A 16,086-nucleotide genomic window follows, 5' to 3' on the forward strand; every position below is an offset into this window, starting at 1 on the left:
AATGGCAGAACCTGCCAAAGAGTTTGACCAGAATCGGCAAGGAAGTCGACAAACTTGAAAGCATCGTTTCCAAAATCTCCGATTCCATATTTTCCAGGGAGTGATGTCGGGTGAAGTAAAATTCCGGCGGAACGATCGAATTGCATATTCTATATCAATAATTTTATAATTAATATATGAAAGTAATTTGAATTGATAAATTTAATAAAAACTTCTTTACAATAAATATTTATTACGCTAGCTTGGCATATCAAATTCGAGGTCTAAAGTGACAGCGGCTAAAAATTTTGTACTTCTTATTCTTTTTTCTCCTCTGTTCATTTACGCACAAGAAAGTGAGCAGCCTGATACAACTTTACTTAAAGCTCGTGTAAGCGATAACATATTTAAAGGATCACTTGGTCTTCTTCCGTTATTTTACGATAGGAACATCACTACGTATTTTATAAATCTCAGTTACCGACATTCAAAATTATCTCATGATTATATCGAAAAAAATTTTGGACATGGATTCTCACTATAAACTGGAATTAATATTTTATTGAATCCAGAATACACTTCATTAATAACGATGTTTTTAGGTTACCTTAAAGCCGGTCCGGAGATGAGGCTGCAAAAGAATTTCTATGCAGAGATGCATATTGGTTTAGTGGGTTTAATGATCGAATATTTTGTCCCTGGTATTTTCCCATTTATTGGAGCAACAACTGGATATAGATTACCACTCTCTGCAGGATTTAATCTAGAAATGGAAGCCGGTGCAAATATTCCAATTGGGACAATTTCCCCTCTGGTTTATCTAATGTTCGGTGTTTCATTTTAGTTTTTTCGATAATAAAATTTAATTTAGAAAGGATTTGCCCAACTGCTAATTTAGTCACAGTTTTTATTTGGATTTTAGAATTTTACTTTCAGATAAACCAGATCCCAATCATTATCTTTATGACTGAAGATTCAGTCTCGCACTCTCTGGTTTCACATTTAATTAATAATTCCTCTCACATTAATTTCTTAATAATCTACAATTCAGTATGGAACACGAACAATACAATATCCATCTCATAAGTCTTCTGCCTTTTGTCTTAATGCTCGGCTCAATTGCCGCATTTCCACTTTTTTGGAATCACTTTTGGGAAAAGAATCGAAACAAATTATACATTGCTTTAATTTTAAGTGCTCCTATTATAGTTTATCTAGTTTCGAATAATCTTAGTTCGGAACTTTATCACACAATGGTCTTCGATTATATCCCTTTCATAATTCTTCTTGGTTCGCTTTTTACTATTACCGGAGGAATATTTTTATCGGGAGACATTGAAGCAAAACCAACAGTTAATACTTTGTTTCTTGGGATTGGTGCTGTGATTGCATCGTTCATGGGAACGACAGGTGCTGCAATGCTTCTAATTCGTCCTGTCATTCAAACCAATCGCGAGCGAACGTATAAAATTCATACAATTCTGTTTTTTATTGGAATCGTTGCAAATTGCGGCGGGCTTCTTACTCCGCTCGGCGATCCACCCCTCTTTATGATGTACTTACGAGGTGCACCATTCACCTGGTTTTTTAGTTTAACATTAGAATGGTTTGTCACTAATGGATTACTTCTTTTGGTTTATTTTTTGGTTGAATTCTATTTCCATAAAAAAGAACCGCAAAAAGCTTTAATGAGAGATAAAACTTTGATTAAACCAATTAAGTTACAAGGAAATATTAATTTCATTTGGCTGATTGGTGTCGTGCTTTCTGTTGCTTTTCTCAACGAGCAGTATTTAAGTTTCATTAATTTAAATCCTTATTACAAGTTCATTCGCGAAGGGGCTTTGGTCGGATTTGCAATACTTTCGCTCTTAACAACTACAAGACTTACAAGAGTATCGAACAATTTTACTTGGGCACCAATCGAAGAAGTCGCGTGTCTTTTTCTTGGTATTTTTGTTACAATGGTTCCCTGCCTGCTTTATCTAGAATCAAATGCAAAATCGCTAGGAGTTACTTCGCCGGTTCAATTTTATTTCTTTACTGGATTACTGAGCAGCTTTTTGGATAATACTCCAACTGCAGTTACTTTTCATTCGCTTGCACTTGGACTTGGAATTAATTCCGGCGAGATTGTTGCTTCAATCCCTGTCGAACTTCTAAAAGCGATTTGTACTGGAGCTGTATTTTTTGGGAGTATGACTTACATCGGAAACGGTCCAAACTTCATGGTCAAATCAATAGCAGAAGAAAACAATATTAAGATGCCTGATTTTTTCAGCTATATGTATAAATTTTCGTTAATAGTTTTACTGCCGATTTTTATTATCGTGCAATTAATTTTCTTTTAGAAAAGGATTTCAAAGACACTAGAATTGTTTTGACTGAATTGACCAATCAAGTTTTAGAGATAATCTGAATTTGAAATTACTCAACTGCTTTTATCACCGCATCATGAATCTTCGGTCTTAATTCATATAGCTTTTGATTCTCTCGCGTTTGATGAACTCTGTTTGTTAACAGGATAACGAATAAATTTCTTGTCGGATCAGTCCAGGCAGACGTACCCGTAAATCCAGTGTGACCGTAAGATTTTATCGAGAATAAATCTCCTGCTGAAGAACCTATTGCTGATCGAGTGTCCCAGCCCAAAGCACGCGAACTTGATTTACTCTGCTGCTTCGTAAATAATTCAACTGTTTCAGGCTTGATCAATTTAATTCCTTGATATTCTCCTTTTTGAAGAAGCATTTGCAGGACTTTTGATAAATCACTTGCTGTTGAGAATAATCCCGCATGTCCCGCCACACCACCAAGCAATGAAGCAGTTTCGTCGTGCACTTCTCCTCTGATCAATCGATTACGCCAATAAGTGTCACTTTCAGTTGGTGCGATTTTTTCGATTAATCCTTTTGGCGGATTATAAAATGTATTTTTCATTCCAAGCTTATCGAAAATTTCTTCTTTGCAGAATATATCAAGTGTTTTTTCAGATACCTTCTCAATAACCTTTCCAAGCAGAATTATTCCTAAATCTGAGTAAACAATTTTTGCTCCGGTCTCATATTCTAATTGCGTTGAAAAAATATCATTGAGAACATCAATTTCATTTTTACAGTTTGCATAGAATTTTTTCCAAGCAGGCAAGCCGCTGTTGTGTAAAAGTAAATTTCGAATCGTTATTTTTTCTTTTTCACTTCCGGTAAACTGCGGAAGATATTTTGAGACTGCATCGTCAAGAGCAAATAAATTTTTATCGATACAAATCATTGAAGCGGTTGCAGATGCAAAGACCTTTGTTAAAGAAGCTAAATCATAAATTGTTTTATTATTCACTTTGCGCGCATTCGGGTCATAACTCAAATGCCCAAATGCTTTTTCGTGGAGAATAAATCCATCTTTCGCTATCAGCAGTACTCCACCGGGGAAAGCACCATCATCGATTGCGTCATCGATTAACTTATCGACCAACTTAAATTGTTTTTCTTCTTGTACAGACGAATTCGTACTCTCGTTGAGCAAAGAAGTTTGTTCTCGCTTCAATCCAAATCCGACTTTGAATGAAGTATTAGGAATAGAAACCGAAAGTTTTCCAGTAATTGGGATCTCGCCGAAAATTGCCTCAGCAGCAGCCGACTCTGAAACTTCAGGATCTCCATAATTTGTCAGATAAGTTCCAATAGTCGGGAAATGCATCAATACATATGGATTGCCATGCGAAATTACAACCGTTGGTTTGTTTAGTTTAAGCATTGATTCAACTAATTCCTGCTGATTTTTTTCAAGTCCAATTGTACCCTGGTAAGCACGGACTTTTAAATAAAGTGATAAAATTATGACATCAGAATTTTGTGCAGTTTGTATCGCCTGGGTTTTATCGTATGAAGTACTGTTCAATAGAATTTTTTTAGATTGAAAATTATTAATTCTGCTTTTTAATTGGTTATTAAAGAACTCTCCCTCTTCTGCAATTCTACTGTCTATTACCATTATGTGAGAATAGTTTAAGTTTGAACTTGGATTCAGAGGAACTAATTTGCTCTCATCTTTAACCAGAGTGATTGATTTTCGAGCAAGCTGCCTCGCCAACTCCCAGTGACTTTCTCTTCCAATAACTTTTGAAATATTATCAACGTCGATAAATTTATTTTCATCCAGTCCGAGCCATCGTTTCGTTATTAAAATTTTTCTGATGGAATGGTTTAATCTTTCCTCACTAAGCTCGCCATTTTTTACTGCAGCAATTATTGCATCGACAGATTCTGCTGCATCATCTGGGAATAAAATACAATCATTACCGGCTTTAATTGCCATCACGGTGGCTTCGGCAGTTGAATAATGATTTGTAACGGCATGCATATTCATTGCATCGGTAACAATCAAGCCCTTAAAACCCATTTCATTTTGAAGAAGATCAGATACAATTTTTTTAGAAAGAGTTGAAGCCAAATTTTTTTGTGTATCAATTGCTGGGACAGATAGATGTCCCACCATCACACTCATTATTTTGTTGTCAAAATTCGATTGAAACGGGACCAGTTCCAATTTATTTAATTCTTCACGAGTACCGGTGATTGTTGGGAGTTCTTTGTGAGAATCGAGACTTGTGTTGCCGTGTCCGGGAAAATGTTTTGTCGTTGCAACCATCCCGCCATCTTGAGTTCCTTTGAAAAAAGCATTCGATAATCTTGTAACTAGATCGACATCTTCTCCAAATGCTCTAACATTAATAATAGGATTCAATGCATTGTTATTCACATCAGCAACTGGAGCATAGTTGTGATGAACACCCATCGATCTTCCTTCGAGTGAAATTACTTTGCCCATAAGATAGGTCAAAGTTGAATCGTCTGCAGCGCCGATAGCCATATTGTATGGGAATGGAGTTGCACTCGGAACTCTCATTGCAACACCGCGCTCAAAATCTGCTGAGATCAACAAAGGTATCTCAGAGAGTTTTTGCATTTTGTTTGTAAGGACAGCCTGCTCGTAAATATCACTCAAGAAGAAAATCAAGCCGCCAACTTTTTTGTTTTTAACAAGATGAACTAATCGTTGATAATCGGGACTATCTTCGCTCATATAAACACCATAGACGTGCGGAAAAACCATTTGACCGGCTTTCTCTTCCAAAGTCATGGCAGAAAGTTTTTGTTCAACCCAAGGATCATTTTGAATCGAATAAATCTCCACATTGTTTTTTTGATATAGTGAATCCATTGATGTGCTCGACTTAAATTTTAAAAATGTTGAACCGCTCAGTAAAATTGAATGAAAAATTATAACAGTTATCAAAATCGGTATAAATTTTTTTATGGCTTTCATCTCTGTTTTCTTCGCACCTGTTGTGGAAGTATGAACTTTAGTATCACTCCCTTTATTATCGGAAAAAACGGATTTTGAGTTATATGTCATTTGATTTTTCGTTTTAATTAATATGAATTATATTATCGATACTCGTCTCGCACAGGATGAAAGACGTCAATAACATGACACTCGGTAATTGCCTTTCCCGAATGAATGAGGTTTGGAGGAATCACCGCTGCACTGCCTGTTTTCAATCGAAAAGTTTTTCCGCCAACATTCAATTCAAATTCACCGGAGATTATTTTAGTTACCTGCTCATGCGGATGTGAATGCTCTGGCAGCGAAGTGTTAGGTTTAAAATGCCATTCAGCCATTGTCATATTTTCGGAATGAAGAAAACAAACTTCAGAATTTGGGATCAGCTCTCTTTGCTCAAAATCTGATATTTGATATACTTTAACTTCTTCAATCATGATGACCATTCTTAATCTTATGCGAAATATTCAAAATCAATTTTGAGCCTCATCATCATCCAACGGTAAAAAGAAAATTGTGATCATTCCTGGAATTGTCGTAAGAACACTCAAAGTAAATAACCAGACATAACCAACTTCCATCTGAATTACGCCGCTTACAAATCCGGGTATCATCATTCCGACCGCCATTAATCCAGTTGAGATCGCAAAGTGAGAAGTTTTAAACTCTCCCTTCGAAGTATAAAGAAGAAATACCATAAATGCGGTAAATCCAACGCCGTATCCAAATTGTTCTAAGATTATACATGCTTGGGCAACCGGATTGAGAGTCCATGTCCATGCTGTGGTTGATCCAAACAATGATGGAATAAAAGAAAAATCAATCGTTGTCAATCCAATGGGCTGAAAATACGACATATAGACATAGAGCGCATTCGGTACATTCATGCAAAAAGCGAATGGCCAGATCAGTTTTTTTAATCCATACTGCTTTATCATCCAGCCGCCGAGTATTCCGCCAATAAGCAGAGCGACAACTCCGAAGGTTCCGTACATCAAACCAACGTCGCTGACTGTAAGTCCTAAGCCGCCGACTTCGGGTTTGTCGAGTAAAAACGGCTGAGCCATTTTAACGAGCAATCCCTCGCCGAATCGATAAAGAAGAATGTAGGAAAGAATTGCTGCAATTTTATTCTGGCTGAAATACTCCTTGAAAATTTTTCCGTAAGGAATTTTGTTAGTTTCAGTTTTTACTGCGTGATCTGTAGGAGGATAAGGGAGTATTAAATGATGATAGAAAAATAATAGAAGGAAAATTGCCGCTGCGATTCCAAATGCGGTTGACCATCCATGAGCAATCACTCCGCTGCTCTCGCCAATATCGCCTGCAAGCTTAACCAAGACTCCGCCGGCAACAATCATTGCGAACCGATAAAAAGTGCTTCTTATACCGGTGAAAAATGCCTGATCTTTTTTATCAAGAACGTGAAGGTAATATCCGTCTGTTGCGATATCGTGACTTGCCGATAGGAATGCAATCACAGTGAATATCACTAACGACAAAAACAAAAATGATGGGAGTTGAACTGTAAGAGCAATCACGACGAAGCAAATCGCCATAGCAAGCTGCATGTAAATTGACCACTTTCTTTTTGTGCCGTAAGCGTCAATCAATGGACCCCAAAAAAGTTTAACAGACCAAGGAAGATAGAGAAAACTTGTAAATCCAATAAAAGCATTTGATGCTTGAAGCGATTTGTACATTGCAACCGAAAGTTGATTGGTAAGAATAAACGGGACACCCTCGGCAAAATACTGTGTTGGTATGAACAGCCATGGGCTTCTATTTGATTTCTTTTTTTCTATTTCCGGTGATTTATTTTCTTGATTCATTTCTAAACCTTATGAGTAAGAATTTGGATTACAAATCGATTACAGTTTCGTGTAAATTAAAAATCAAAATTGAAAATGCAGAATGATAATGAAAAAATTAAAATAACATTAGATAAGATTTTAGCGGACTTAAGTGCGAGTGTAAACATATAATACTTGATCCACAAGAAAACGAATGAATTTTTATAGGCTATCAACTTTCTTCAACAGAAATTGATTCCAATCCGATCAAAACAGCTCCAAATGCAGGAGGATGCTCTGGATTAACCACAGTAACACCTTCGACTTTTTGCATGATGTTCTTTCGTAATAATTTTACGTAGTAATTTTCGCTTGAGATCAAGCCGCCAATAAATGCAACAGAAACATTTTTCAATTTGATTTTATTCTTTATTGCTTTGACGTGACAAACTAATTCATCAGCTTCTTTGCGGAGAATTTCTCGACATACTTCATCACCATCTTCAGCGCATTGGATTACTAGCGGAGCCGCTGCGGCTAAGTCAAAATTTTCTCTGTACACTGCTTTGATAAGTTCTTCGCCACTAGTAATTGAAAAATTCTGAGCAATCAAATCGGACAACTTTGTTTCTGGAATTCTTCCATCAAAAAATTTCCCGAGTGCAGATAATCCACATCGCCCAATCGAGTAACCACTCCCTTCATCGCCTATGAACCTTCCAAAACCGCCGACACGATGAATTTCCTCATTTCGGTCTTTTGCGAACATTATCGAGCCGGTTCCGGCAATCAATATTATTCCTGGATTTCCTGCAAATGCACCTTCGAGTGCAATGCGTGCGTCGCTTGTTACAATCAGGTTCTTTAATGAAGTTGAATAACGCCCATTCCAAAATTCAATCAATCCATTTTTCATTCTTTCTGCATCAGATTCTCTTCCGGCGCCGGTTAAGCCGATGCAAATAACTTCGACATTTTGCGAGCTTACCTCTGCTTGATTGCAAATATCAAGAATCAATTCTGAAATTGTCCTTGCAGCATTATCAATTCCGATAATGAGAAAATTACCTGGGCCGCTAGTTAACTCTGCGAGAATGTTTCCTGATATGTCCGAAAGTACTGCAGTGGTTTTAGTTGCGCCACCGTCAATACCAATGATGTATTTTCCGTTTTCCGCCACACTATCTCCAATATTAGAATGAAAAATAATTGTGATAAGATACAAAAAAATGTTGAAGTTTTGGAGTGCTTTTGGTGAAAATTAATTGCGAATACTCTGAATTCGCAAAGGGGCAATATTATCTCTGTCTAATTGAGTTGCCGTGAGTTCTGGGTGAAAATGAAAATTTAATAGTATTAATATGCAAAAGAATAGAATCCACCAATGGAAATCGTAAACGCTCTGGTTAAACCATCCACATTTATTTTTCTCTCTAAAAAAGGTATTGCGAAAGCAGCTTCTAAATTGAAATTTGAAAAAATTGGATAACTCATTTTTGTCATCAAATCAATTTGAAATTGATCGCTTCCAGGAAAATCAATGAAATGACTTGGATTGATTGGATCAACAACGCTTGATAAATGAATCCGTTTGAGAGCTATTAACTCAGCAGAATATTTTATTTCACCGAAAGAATTAAAATATCCCCCGCGAAGCATTATATCATCCCCTCTCTTCAATCTATCAATTTCGTTTTTACTTCTTCCGCGTGAGATTTGATAAGCAGCAGATAAAAGAAAATTATCAAAACTGTAATTTATTCCGAGCAGAACATCATTTGTGCCAAGTCCGCTTTGATATGACTGTGGTAAATTCCTGGAGTTGACGTTTGCGGTTACCAACTTCACCCCTCCTTGAATCGAAAGTTTTGAGTCCTGACCTTTAATAATTGGATATGAAAGAAGTAAACTTAAATCACCTAACCCATGAACACTTCCTAACATTCCGCTTTGACTTGAATAAGGCAGATCAAATAATAATCTAATGTCATCAAATAATTTCAGATCACCGAGAAATTTCATTGTTTGCAATGTCAAACCTGATGTTTTGTCGCTTTTTCCGAAAGTATAGTTAATCCTATTTGGCTATTTCCTTTTTGAGACTTTCCTCCGATAAAACAGATCCCCGCATCTGAACATTGGGAATAAACGCTTGATGAAGATAGAGTTATAATTAGAACTGTAAGAATTGTGAATATCATTTTCATGATAACGTAAACAAAATTGCCGGCTTTATGTTCCTTCAGCAGCAAATATCAGTAGCGCGAATTGATTTGTTTAGTAAAATCAAGTAAAATAATTCTATCTTGAACTAACTTGTTAATAAGATTAAATTGCAAATGACTTTTTAGAATCTTATGAGATTGAAGAAATATTTATCTTTTATAAAAATTGAACATACTATTTTCTCACTCCCTTTGATTTACGGGGGAGTTTTTCTTGCATCGGATGGAATGCCTACCTGGCGGATATTAATTCTTGTACTAATCGCAGCCACATTCGCAAGAACCGCTGCGATGACGGCAAACAGAATTATCGATGCAGAGATAGATAAAAAAAATCCACGAACATTAAATCGTGAAATACCAAGCGGTAAAATTACAAAACTAAAAGCCAATTTGATTTTTTGGTTATCGCTTGCAGGTTATTTTGCTACAGCTTATTACATTTCATTATTCTGTTTTATTCTTTCTCCAATTCCCATAATTATATTTATAGTTTATCCTTATTTAAAAAGATTTACTCATTTCGCTCATTTTGGAGTGGGAATTGGATTGGCGTGCGCACCGCTCGGCGGCTGGTTTGCAGTTACAAATTCATTTGAAGGGATTTTACCCGGAGCTTTGATAACATTGTTTACGCTTTTTTGGGGAACCGGATTCGACATTATTTACTCAACGCTCGATGAGGATTTTGACCGCTCTCACAACCTTCACTCATTTCCCGTGAAATTCGGGAAAAGAAAAGCTTTGCTCTATTCAATGATGCTGCATTTTGTATCGTTTGTGTTTTTGGCCGGACTGCATTTCTATTCCTTGTTCAACGCGTTCACATTTGTATTTCTTATCGCGATCGCCGTGTTACTATTTTTTGAACATAAGTATGCCGAAAAAAATGTCGAGCTTGCATTTTTTAAGATCAATTCTTTTGTCGGCTTTGCCGTGTTTTTTATGATAATATTTCGAGAGATTTTATAAGAATTATTACTTATTTGGGAACTTATTGTCGTGATTAATTAATTTTCGTTAATTGAGAATGATATCCTCAACCGATTAATCCCCTTGAACAAGCACCATGTTTAAACTAAATTGTAAGTGATTTAATAAAATACTTTAGCACAATGGAAAATGTAAGAATAAAAAATTCACAAAGCAGAAAATTGCTCAAATCAGTTTTAGATAGAGAATTAGATATTCTTTCAAATTCAATCAAATTATCTGAAAAGAGGTTGAAGTCGTTTGAAAAGAAATATCGTTTGAGCACAAAACTCTTTTTCAAAAAATATAATAATGGGCAGATGGGAGACGATCAGGATATAATGTTTTGGGCCGCTGAAGTGCAAATCTTAAAGAAATTGAGGGACGATCTCAAACATCTCTCTGGAGTTAATTTTGTCAATTGATGATTATTTTCTCTCAATTGATAGAATTCTATCCACTCCAATAATTTTCTCTACGAACATCATTAAAGAAAAGAGGTCCTCCGCCATTGGATTACTTTACGGTGAGATTGTGTTTTTAGATTTTTCAAAATTAATCTTTATGGAGTATGTTGAATTAGAGAACATTGTACAAGTGAAAACATATAGCTATCACTTCCAAGATTCTGAAGGCGATTTGATTTTTAGATACGACAATGCTCCACACTTTCCGAAATTAAAATCATTCCCAAACCATAAACATATTCACTCCGGGACTATCGAGTCCAATCAACCCGATTTAAGTCAAATTTTTATTGAAATTCAGAACAGAATGATTAATGAAAGAAAGTAAATCAAAAATCGTTGTAGGTATTACTGGTTCGTCAGGTTCAATTTATGCAGTTGAGTTTTTGAAAAAAACTGAAGCGAACAAATATTTAATCGTCAGTAAATGGGGAAAAGTTGTTTTGCAGGACGAGACCGGCGAAAGCGAAAATACTCTCAAGCCGTATGTTAAAAAAATTTTCAAGGATGAAGATTTAACCGCGCCGCCTGCTTCGGGATCAAATAATTTGGATGCATTTGTAATTCTTCCTGCAACAACTTCCACAATCGGGAAAATTGCTTCAGGTATCGGCGATACGTTAATCACTAGAACTGCGCAAGTTTGTTTGAAAGAAAGGTACAAGCTGATCATTTGTGTCCGCGAAACTCCGCTTGCAACTAATACACTCGAACAGCTTGCAAAACTTTCAAGTTATGGAGCACTCATTATGCCGATTTCTCCTCCGCTTTATTTCGTTCCGAAAACTGTCGACGAGTATATAAATTCATTTGTCGAAAAACTTCAGGGAGTTTTGGGAATTCGTGAAACTCGCGGCTGGAGAGCAGAGGAATTTGAATGAGCTTCACAAACCTTAAACAATTTCTTGAAGTTCTAAAACAGGAAAATGAACTTCTTATTATTGACGAACAAGTTGATGCGGAACTTGAAGTAACAGAAATATCCACTCGAGCACTTCTTCAAAACAAGCCGGCATTACTTTTTACAAATGTGATCGGCTCAAGCTATCCGCTTTTAATGAATACCTACGCAAGCGAGAAAAGAGTTGAACTTGCATTACGAACCGATCCGGATAAACTTGGAGCGGAACTGGTTACCTTTGCTGAAAACTTAATGCCTCCCAAAATTTCTAAACTTCTTTCACGACGAAATACACTTAAAAGATTTTTATCGGCTCTACCAAAGAGAGGAAAAGGATGCTCTCAAGATCAAACGATTGAAATTGACTTATCAAAGCTTCCAATTATTAAATGTTGGCCTGAAGATGGCGGACGATTTATCACACTTCCGCAAGTCGTAACCTACGATCCACGAACCGGTAAGCGGAATATCGGTATGTATCGAATGCAAGTCTTCGATGAATCGACAACCGGAATGCATTGGCAAATCCAAAAAGGAGGTGGATTTCATTATTTCCAAGCAGAAAGATTGAATAAGGATTTTGAGCTCGCAGTTGCTCTTGGGACTGATCCAGCAATGCTATTCGCAACAATTGCAGCCTTACCCGAAAATATAGACGAGGCGATGTTTGCGGGTTTCTTACGCGGTTCGCGAACAGCGTATACAAAAGCGAAAACTCTTTCAATCAATGTTCCGGCAAATGCAGAATTTATTTTGGAAGGGATTGTCCCCAAGAAGATCAGAAGAATGGAAGGACCGTTTGGTGATCATTTCGGACATTATTCTGCGGCATCGGAATTCCCAATCTTTCAAATTAAAACTATCACTACGGCAAAGAATCCAATTTATCCAGCAACTATTGTTGGCATTCCTCCTATGGAAGATAAATTTCTCGGCGATGCAACTCAGAAAATTCTTGGTCCGCTTATAAAACTAATTCACCCCGAAATCGTTTCGTTGTGGGCGTATTATGAAGCCGGATTTCATAACTTGCTTGTTGTTGCTGTCGATGAACGTTACCACAAAGAAGCCGCAAAGACCGCACTTTCGATTATGGGCGAAGGACAGCTCTCGCTCACAAAGTGTGTTGTATTGGTTGATAGAGATGTTAATCCCAGAGATTTCAAATCTGTATTGAATGAGATAAGTAAAAATTTTGATCCGCATTACGATTTTATAGTGATTTCAAAAGTCCCGCTCGATACACTCGATTTCACAAGTTTCAAAATGAATCTTGGAAGCAAGATGGTGATTGATGCAACGAGTAATGAGGAATTGAGAATGGAGAATGGACAATTGACAATTGACCATTTGGCGAAACGAATAAAAGATTCTATTTCGAAATTTTCTTTTCAAATTCATGATTGGAAACTTGTTGAGAATACTTTGCTTGCTGTTAAAGTCAAAAATAATGGTCGTGAGATTTTAGAAAAATTGGTTAGTTTAGAGTCACTAAAAGATCTCAAAATAATCGCGATTGTTAGTGAAGATGTTGATATACACAATCAAGAAAAACTGATCTGGGGAATCTTCACTCGATTTGATGCAGAACGAGATGTAATTTTCACAGAACAAAAACTCGTTGGAATAAGTCCCATTTACAAAGGTGTAATGGGAATCGATGCAACTTGGAAAGAAGGATATCAAAAGCCGCTTCGGATGGATGAACGAGTCGTGAAGCTAGTTGATGAAAAATGGAACAAGATTTTTAATGGACAATTGACTATGAACAATGGACATGATAAATGGCTGAAGCTAATTGAGAATTGATAATTGAGAATGGAGAATTAATCTTGGGTATTGTTTTTTATAAAGCGGAGCAATATGGGAATCCTGTCTTGACTAAGAGTTTTAGTTTTGCAGTGAGTATTGTAAAGTTTTACTTAGCACTTATCAAAACGAACCGGGATTTTGAGCCTATTCTAAAACAAATCCTTAGATCGGGGACTTCAATCGGTGCTAATATAACAGAAGCACAGCAAGCTTCTTCAAAAAGAGATTTTACACATAAAATGTCTGTTGCTTTAAAAGAAGCCAAAGAAACTGAATACTGGCTGAAATTGTTGAAAGAAGTCAGAATTATACAGAATACTGAAATTGAAGTTCTATATTCAGAATGTGATGAATTTATTCGATTACTTACTTCGATACTTAAAACATTGAAATCAAAATAATTCTCAATTATCCATTCTCAATCTTGCATGTCGGTAGACAGGTTCTCAATTAATATGAGAGATAAACGATTAGAAAATATTTGGTTTAAAGTTCAAAACAATATCGAGCTTTCGCTTGAAGATGGAATGACACTGTTCCGCTCAAACGATTTGATTAGTATCGGAAAAATGGCTCACTGGATTCAGCAGCAGAAGAGCGGAGATGGCGTTTACTTTATTGTTAATCAAAAAATCGAACCGACAAATATCTGTGTTTTGTCCTGCAAGTTCTGCGACTTCGCCGTGAAAAAGGGGAATCTAGAAGTTTATGAACATTCTATTGAAGAAATTCTGCAAAAACTTTCACCCGAGTTGCTTGAAGTTCATATTACAGGCGGACTTCATCCCGATTGGCCATGGAATTATTATGTCGATTTAATCAAAGAAATAAAAAAGCATTTTCCGCAGATTGATGTAAAAGCCTGGACAGCAGTTGAAATAGATTTCTTCTCAAAGAAATTTAAAAAATCTATTGAAGAAGTATTGCTTGAATTGAAAGATGCCGGACTTCGAACTCTGCCCGGCGGCGGCGCAGAAGTCTTTTCTGAGCGGGTAAGAAGACTTTTATTCAATCAAAAGATCGGGGAGAAACGCTGGCTCGAAATCCATAAAGCTGCTCACCGTCTTGGAATTCGTTCCAATGCAACTTTGCTCTACGGACACATTGAAACTCTTGAAGAGAGAGTGAATCACTTTCTAAAGCTGCGTGAAGCACAAAAAGAAACGAATGGCTTTTTATCTTTCATCCCTCTTGCCTTTCAACCGGGAAATACCGGCATTAAAGTCAGCGATCATTTTACTTCTGCTATTGACGATTTGAAGACTATTGCGATTTCCAGATTAATGCTGAACAACTTCGATCACATTAAGGCATATTGGATAATGTTAACCGAACAGCTCGCCTCCGTTGCGTTAACTTTTGGCGCTGATGATATGGATGGAACCGTCGGCGGCGAACGGATTGCGCATGACGCCGGAGCCATCACCCCGATGATGCTTGCGAAGGACAAGCTGATCAAAATTATCAACGATGCCGGCAAAATTCCCGTTGAACGAGATATAAATTATAATCCGGTTAAGCTCCACAGCGATAATATCATCGGAAAAGTTTCTTATTTAAACACAGCACCTTTTTTTGATTTTCTCGAAAAAAAAGATTACAAAATTTTTCCGGCACCACCTCGTCAGCTTGGAAAGCTTTTCAAAAAAGATGATTTGACTGCTGGGATTATTTCTTTAGTCGATTACTTTGAAAAGGAAAATGATTTCGACTTGCTCGATTTCGGAATTGTGGGAAACCAAAAAGTTCAAAGCGTGATTTTGTATTCAAAATATTCGATAGAAAATTTGAACAATAAAAAAATTGCAATCACAAACGAAACTTCCACTTCATCTAGATTACTTCAAATTCTTTTTGAAAAAAGATTTAATTATTCGATTGAATATTTCGTAGAAAAAATTTCAACGGCCAACGAGGAAATTCAAAACTACGATGCATTTTTAACAATCGGTGATGATGCATTGAGATTTAAAAATCTTACTCCAGAAAATTTTGTGTATAAATACGATTTGGCAGAGCTATGGTACAACTGGAAGACGCTTCCATTCGTATTTGCAGTTTGGGTAATAAAAAAATCCTTGCCGGATGATGAAAAAAATAAATTTATCGAAATATTAAAATCGGCTTATGAAACGGGAATGAAAAATTTAGACGAACTCGGGAAAATTCGCGCAACTAAACTCGGATTAAATTCAAAAGAGCTAAAAGATTATTACTTAAATTTAAATTACAAACTGGGCGAAATGGAAAAACAAGCAATAAAAGAATTTAAAGCATTACTTAAATAAATATTTCTTAGGGTTACTTAGTGAGCTAAGTGCCTTAGTGGTAAAATCCTACCACTTAGACACTAAGAACACAAGAATCACTCAGAATTATGAAATTATGACAAACAAAGAAATACTAAATAAAGCAGAACAAGGTGAAAGAGTTTCGTTTGAAGAAGGATTGCAGATATTAAGTTCCGGCGAACTGCTTGATCTTGGCGAAACCGCAAATGAGATTCGTTGCAAACATAATCCGGACGACCAAGTTACATTTGTAATCGATACTAATCCGAACTACACTAACGTATGCGAAATCGATTGTACATT

16 protein-coding genes and 1 pseudogene are annotated in these 16,086 nt (G+C 36.4%); 11 read left to right on the forward strand and 6 right to left on the reverse strand.

All coding sequences use genetic code 11. From position 1 onward, the window contains the following. On the reverse strand, nt 1-146 hold a 146-nt coding region (locus FJ213_10340), incomplete at its 3' end, for a hypothetical protein (protein ID MBM4176552.1). A gap of 122 nt (nt 147-268) precedes the next feature. Between FJ213_10340 and FJ213_10345 the strand changes: the two genes are divergently transcribed. The 3 genes from FJ213_10345 to FJ213_10355 all read left to right on the forward strand — a co-directional run bounded on the left by FJ213_10345 (nt 269) and on the right by FJ213_10355 (nt 2,330). Beyond that, nucleotides 269-523 (forward strand): hypothetical protein, encoded by a 255-nt coding sequence (locus FJ213_10345; GenBank protein ID MBM4176553.1) that lies wholly within the window; start codon nt 269-271, stop codon nt 521-523. Nucleotides 524-571: 48 nt separating this feature from the next. Continuing rightward, the gene (locus FJ213_10350) at nt 572-823 is read left to right on the forward strand and encodes a hypothetical protein (protein ID MBM4176554.1); all 252 of its coding nucleotides are present in this window, start codon (nt 572-574) and stop codon (nt 821-823) included. 208 nt (nt 824-1,031) lie between these two features. After that, nucleotides 1,032-2,330 (forward strand): sodium:proton antiporter, encoded by a 1,299-nt coding sequence (locus FJ213_10355; GenBank protein ID MBM4176555.1) that lies wholly within the window; start codon nt 1,032-1,034, stop codon nt 2,328-2,330. A 76-nt stretch (nt 2,331-2,406) separates the two neighbouring features. Here FJ213_10355 and FJ213_10360 read toward each other — a convergent pair whose 3' ends face one another. The 5 genes from FJ213_10360 to FJ213_10380 form a co-directional block, all read right to left on the reverse strand. After that, nucleotides 2,407-5,394: a beta-N-acetylglucosaminidase gene (locus FJ213_10360; GenBank protein MBM4176556.1), complete on the reverse strand. Its 2,988-nt coding sequence runs from the start codon at nt 5,392-5,394 to the stop codon at nt 2,407-2,409. 32 nt (nt 5,395-5,426) lie between these two features. Continuing rightward, the gene (locus FJ213_10365) at nt 5,427-5,768 is read right to left on the reverse strand and encodes a cupin domain-containing protein (protein ID MBM4176557.1); all 342 of its coding nucleotides are present in this window, start codon (nt 5,766-5,768) and stop codon (nt 5,427-5,429) included. Between the two features lie 27 nt (nt 5,769-5,795). Further along, entirely contained in the window at nt 5,796-7,154 is a 1,359-nt protein-coding gene (locus tag FJ213_10370) for an AmpG family muropeptide MFS transporter (protein ID MBM4176558.1), read from the reverse strand. A gap of 193 nt (nt 7,155-7,347) precedes the next feature. Beyond that, nucleotides 7,348-8,346: a hypothetical protein gene (locus tag FJ213_10375; GenBank protein MBM4176559.1), complete on the reverse strand. Its 999-nt coding sequence runs from the start codon at nt 8,344-8,346 to the stop codon at nt 7,348-7,350. A gap of 125 nt (nt 8,347-8,471) precedes the next feature. Next, a complete protein-coding gene (locus FJ213_10380) occupies nt 8,472-9,137 on the reverse strand; it encodes a hypothetical protein (GenBank protein ID MBM4176560.1) in 666 nt (221 codons plus the stop codon). Between the two features lie 335 nt (nt 9,138-9,472). Here FJ213_10380 and FJ213_10385 point away from each other — a divergent pair, with 335 nt between their 5' ends. From FJ213_10385 to FJ213_10420, 8 genes and pseudogenes are all read left to right on the forward strand, one after another. Next, entirely contained in the window at nt 9,473-10,312 is an 840-nt protein-coding gene (locus FJ213_10385; GenBank protein ID MBM4176561.1) for a 4-hydroxybenzoate octaprenyltransferase, read from the forward strand. Nucleotides 10,313-10,455: 143 nt separating this feature from the next. Beyond that, nucleotides 10,456-10,737 carry a hypothetical protein gene (locus tag FJ213_10390; protein ID MBM4176562.1) on the forward strand — a complete coding sequence of 94 codons (282 nt, stop codon included), beginning with the start codon at nt 10,456-10,458 and terminating at the stop codon, nt 10,735-10,737. Between the two features lie 40 nt (nt 10,738-10,777). After that, nucleotides 10,778-11,017: pseudogene (locus FJ213_10395) on the forward strand (hypothetical protein). A 76-nt stretch (nt 11,018-11,093) separates the two neighbouring features. Further along, nucleotides 11,094-11,660 (forward strand): UbiX family flavin prenyltransferase, encoded by a 567-nt coding sequence (locus FJ213_10400; GenBank protein ID MBM4176563.1) that lies wholly within the window; start codon nt 11,094-11,096, stop codon nt 11,658-11,660. Then, on the forward strand, nt 11,657-13,489 hold the full coding sequence (locus tag FJ213_10405) for a menaquinone biosynthesis decarboxylase (GenBank protein MBM4176564.1): 1,833 nt from the start codon (nt 11,657-11,659) through the stop codon (nt 13,487-13,489). The genes FJ213_10400 and FJ213_10405 overlap by 4 nt, the downstream gene beginning before the upstream one ends. A gap of 29 nt (nt 13,490-13,518) precedes the next feature. Then, entirely contained in the window at nt 13,519-13,893 is a 375-nt protein-coding gene (locus tag FJ213_10410) for a four helix bundle protein (protein ID MBM4176565.1), read from the forward strand. A gap of 27 nt (nt 13,894-13,920) precedes the next feature. Next, nucleotides 13,921-15,780: an aminofutalosine synthase MqnE gene (gene mqnE, locus FJ213_10415; GenBank protein MBM4176566.1), complete on the forward strand. Its 1,860-nt coding sequence runs from the start codon at nt 13,921-13,923 to the stop codon at nt 15,778-15,780. 97 nt (nt 15,781-15,877) lie between these two features. Then, the coding region (locus tag FJ213_10420; GenBank protein MBM4176567.1) for a dehypoxanthine futalosine cyclase at nt 15,878-16,086 on the forward strand (209 nt) is incomplete at its 3' end.

This window comes from Ignavibacteria bacterium, assembly GCA_016873845.1.
GTDB lineage: Bacteria > Bacteroidota > Ignavibacteria > Ch128b > Ch128b > JAHJVF01.

Excerpts from the sequence above, each read along its gene's own strand:
- FJ213_10390 (MBM4176562.1), top strand. The coding sequence starts at position 10,456 with ATGGAAAATGTAAGAATAAAAAATTCACAAAGCAGAAAATTGCTCAAA.
- FJ213_10355 (MBM4176555.1), top strand. The coding sequence starts at position 1,032 with ATGGAACACGAACAATACAATATCCATCTCATAAGTCTTCTGCCTTTT.
- FJ213_10350 (MBM4176554.1), top strand. The coding sequence starts at position 572 with ATGTTTTTAGGTTACCTTAAAGCCGGTCCGGAGATGAGGCTGCAAAAG.
- mqnE (MBM4176566.1), top strand. The coding sequence starts at position 13,921 with ATGTCGGTAGACAGGTTCTCAATTAATATGAGAGATAAACGATTAGAA.
- FJ213_10365 (MBM4176557.1), bottom strand. The coding sequence starts at position 5,768 with ATGGTCATCATGATTGAAGAAGTTAAAGTATATCAAATATCAGATTTT.
- FJ213_10360 (MBM4176556.1), bottom strand. The coding sequence starts at position 5,394 with ATGACATATAACTCAAAATCCGTTTTTTCCGATAATAAAGGGAGTGAT.
- FJ213_10380 (MBM4176560.1), bottom strand. The coding sequence starts at position 9,137 with ATGAAATTTCTCGGTGATCTGAAATTATTTGATGACATTAGATTATTA.
- FJ213_10385 (MBM4176561.1), top strand. The coding sequence starts at position 9,473 with ATGAGATTGAAGAAATATTTATCTTTTATAAAAATTGAACATACTATT.
- FJ213_10405 (MBM4176564.1), top strand. The coding sequence starts at position 11,657 with ATGAGCTTCACAAACCTTAAACAATTTCTTGAAGTTCTAAAACAGGAA.
- FJ213_10400 (MBM4176563.1), top strand. The coding sequence starts at position 11,094 with ATGAAAGAAAGTAAATCAAAAATCGTTGTAGGTATTACTGGTTCGTCA.
- FJ213_10370 (MBM4176558.1), bottom strand. The coding sequence starts at position 7,154 with ATGAATCAAGAAAATAAATCACCGGAAATAGAAAAAAAGAAATCAAAT.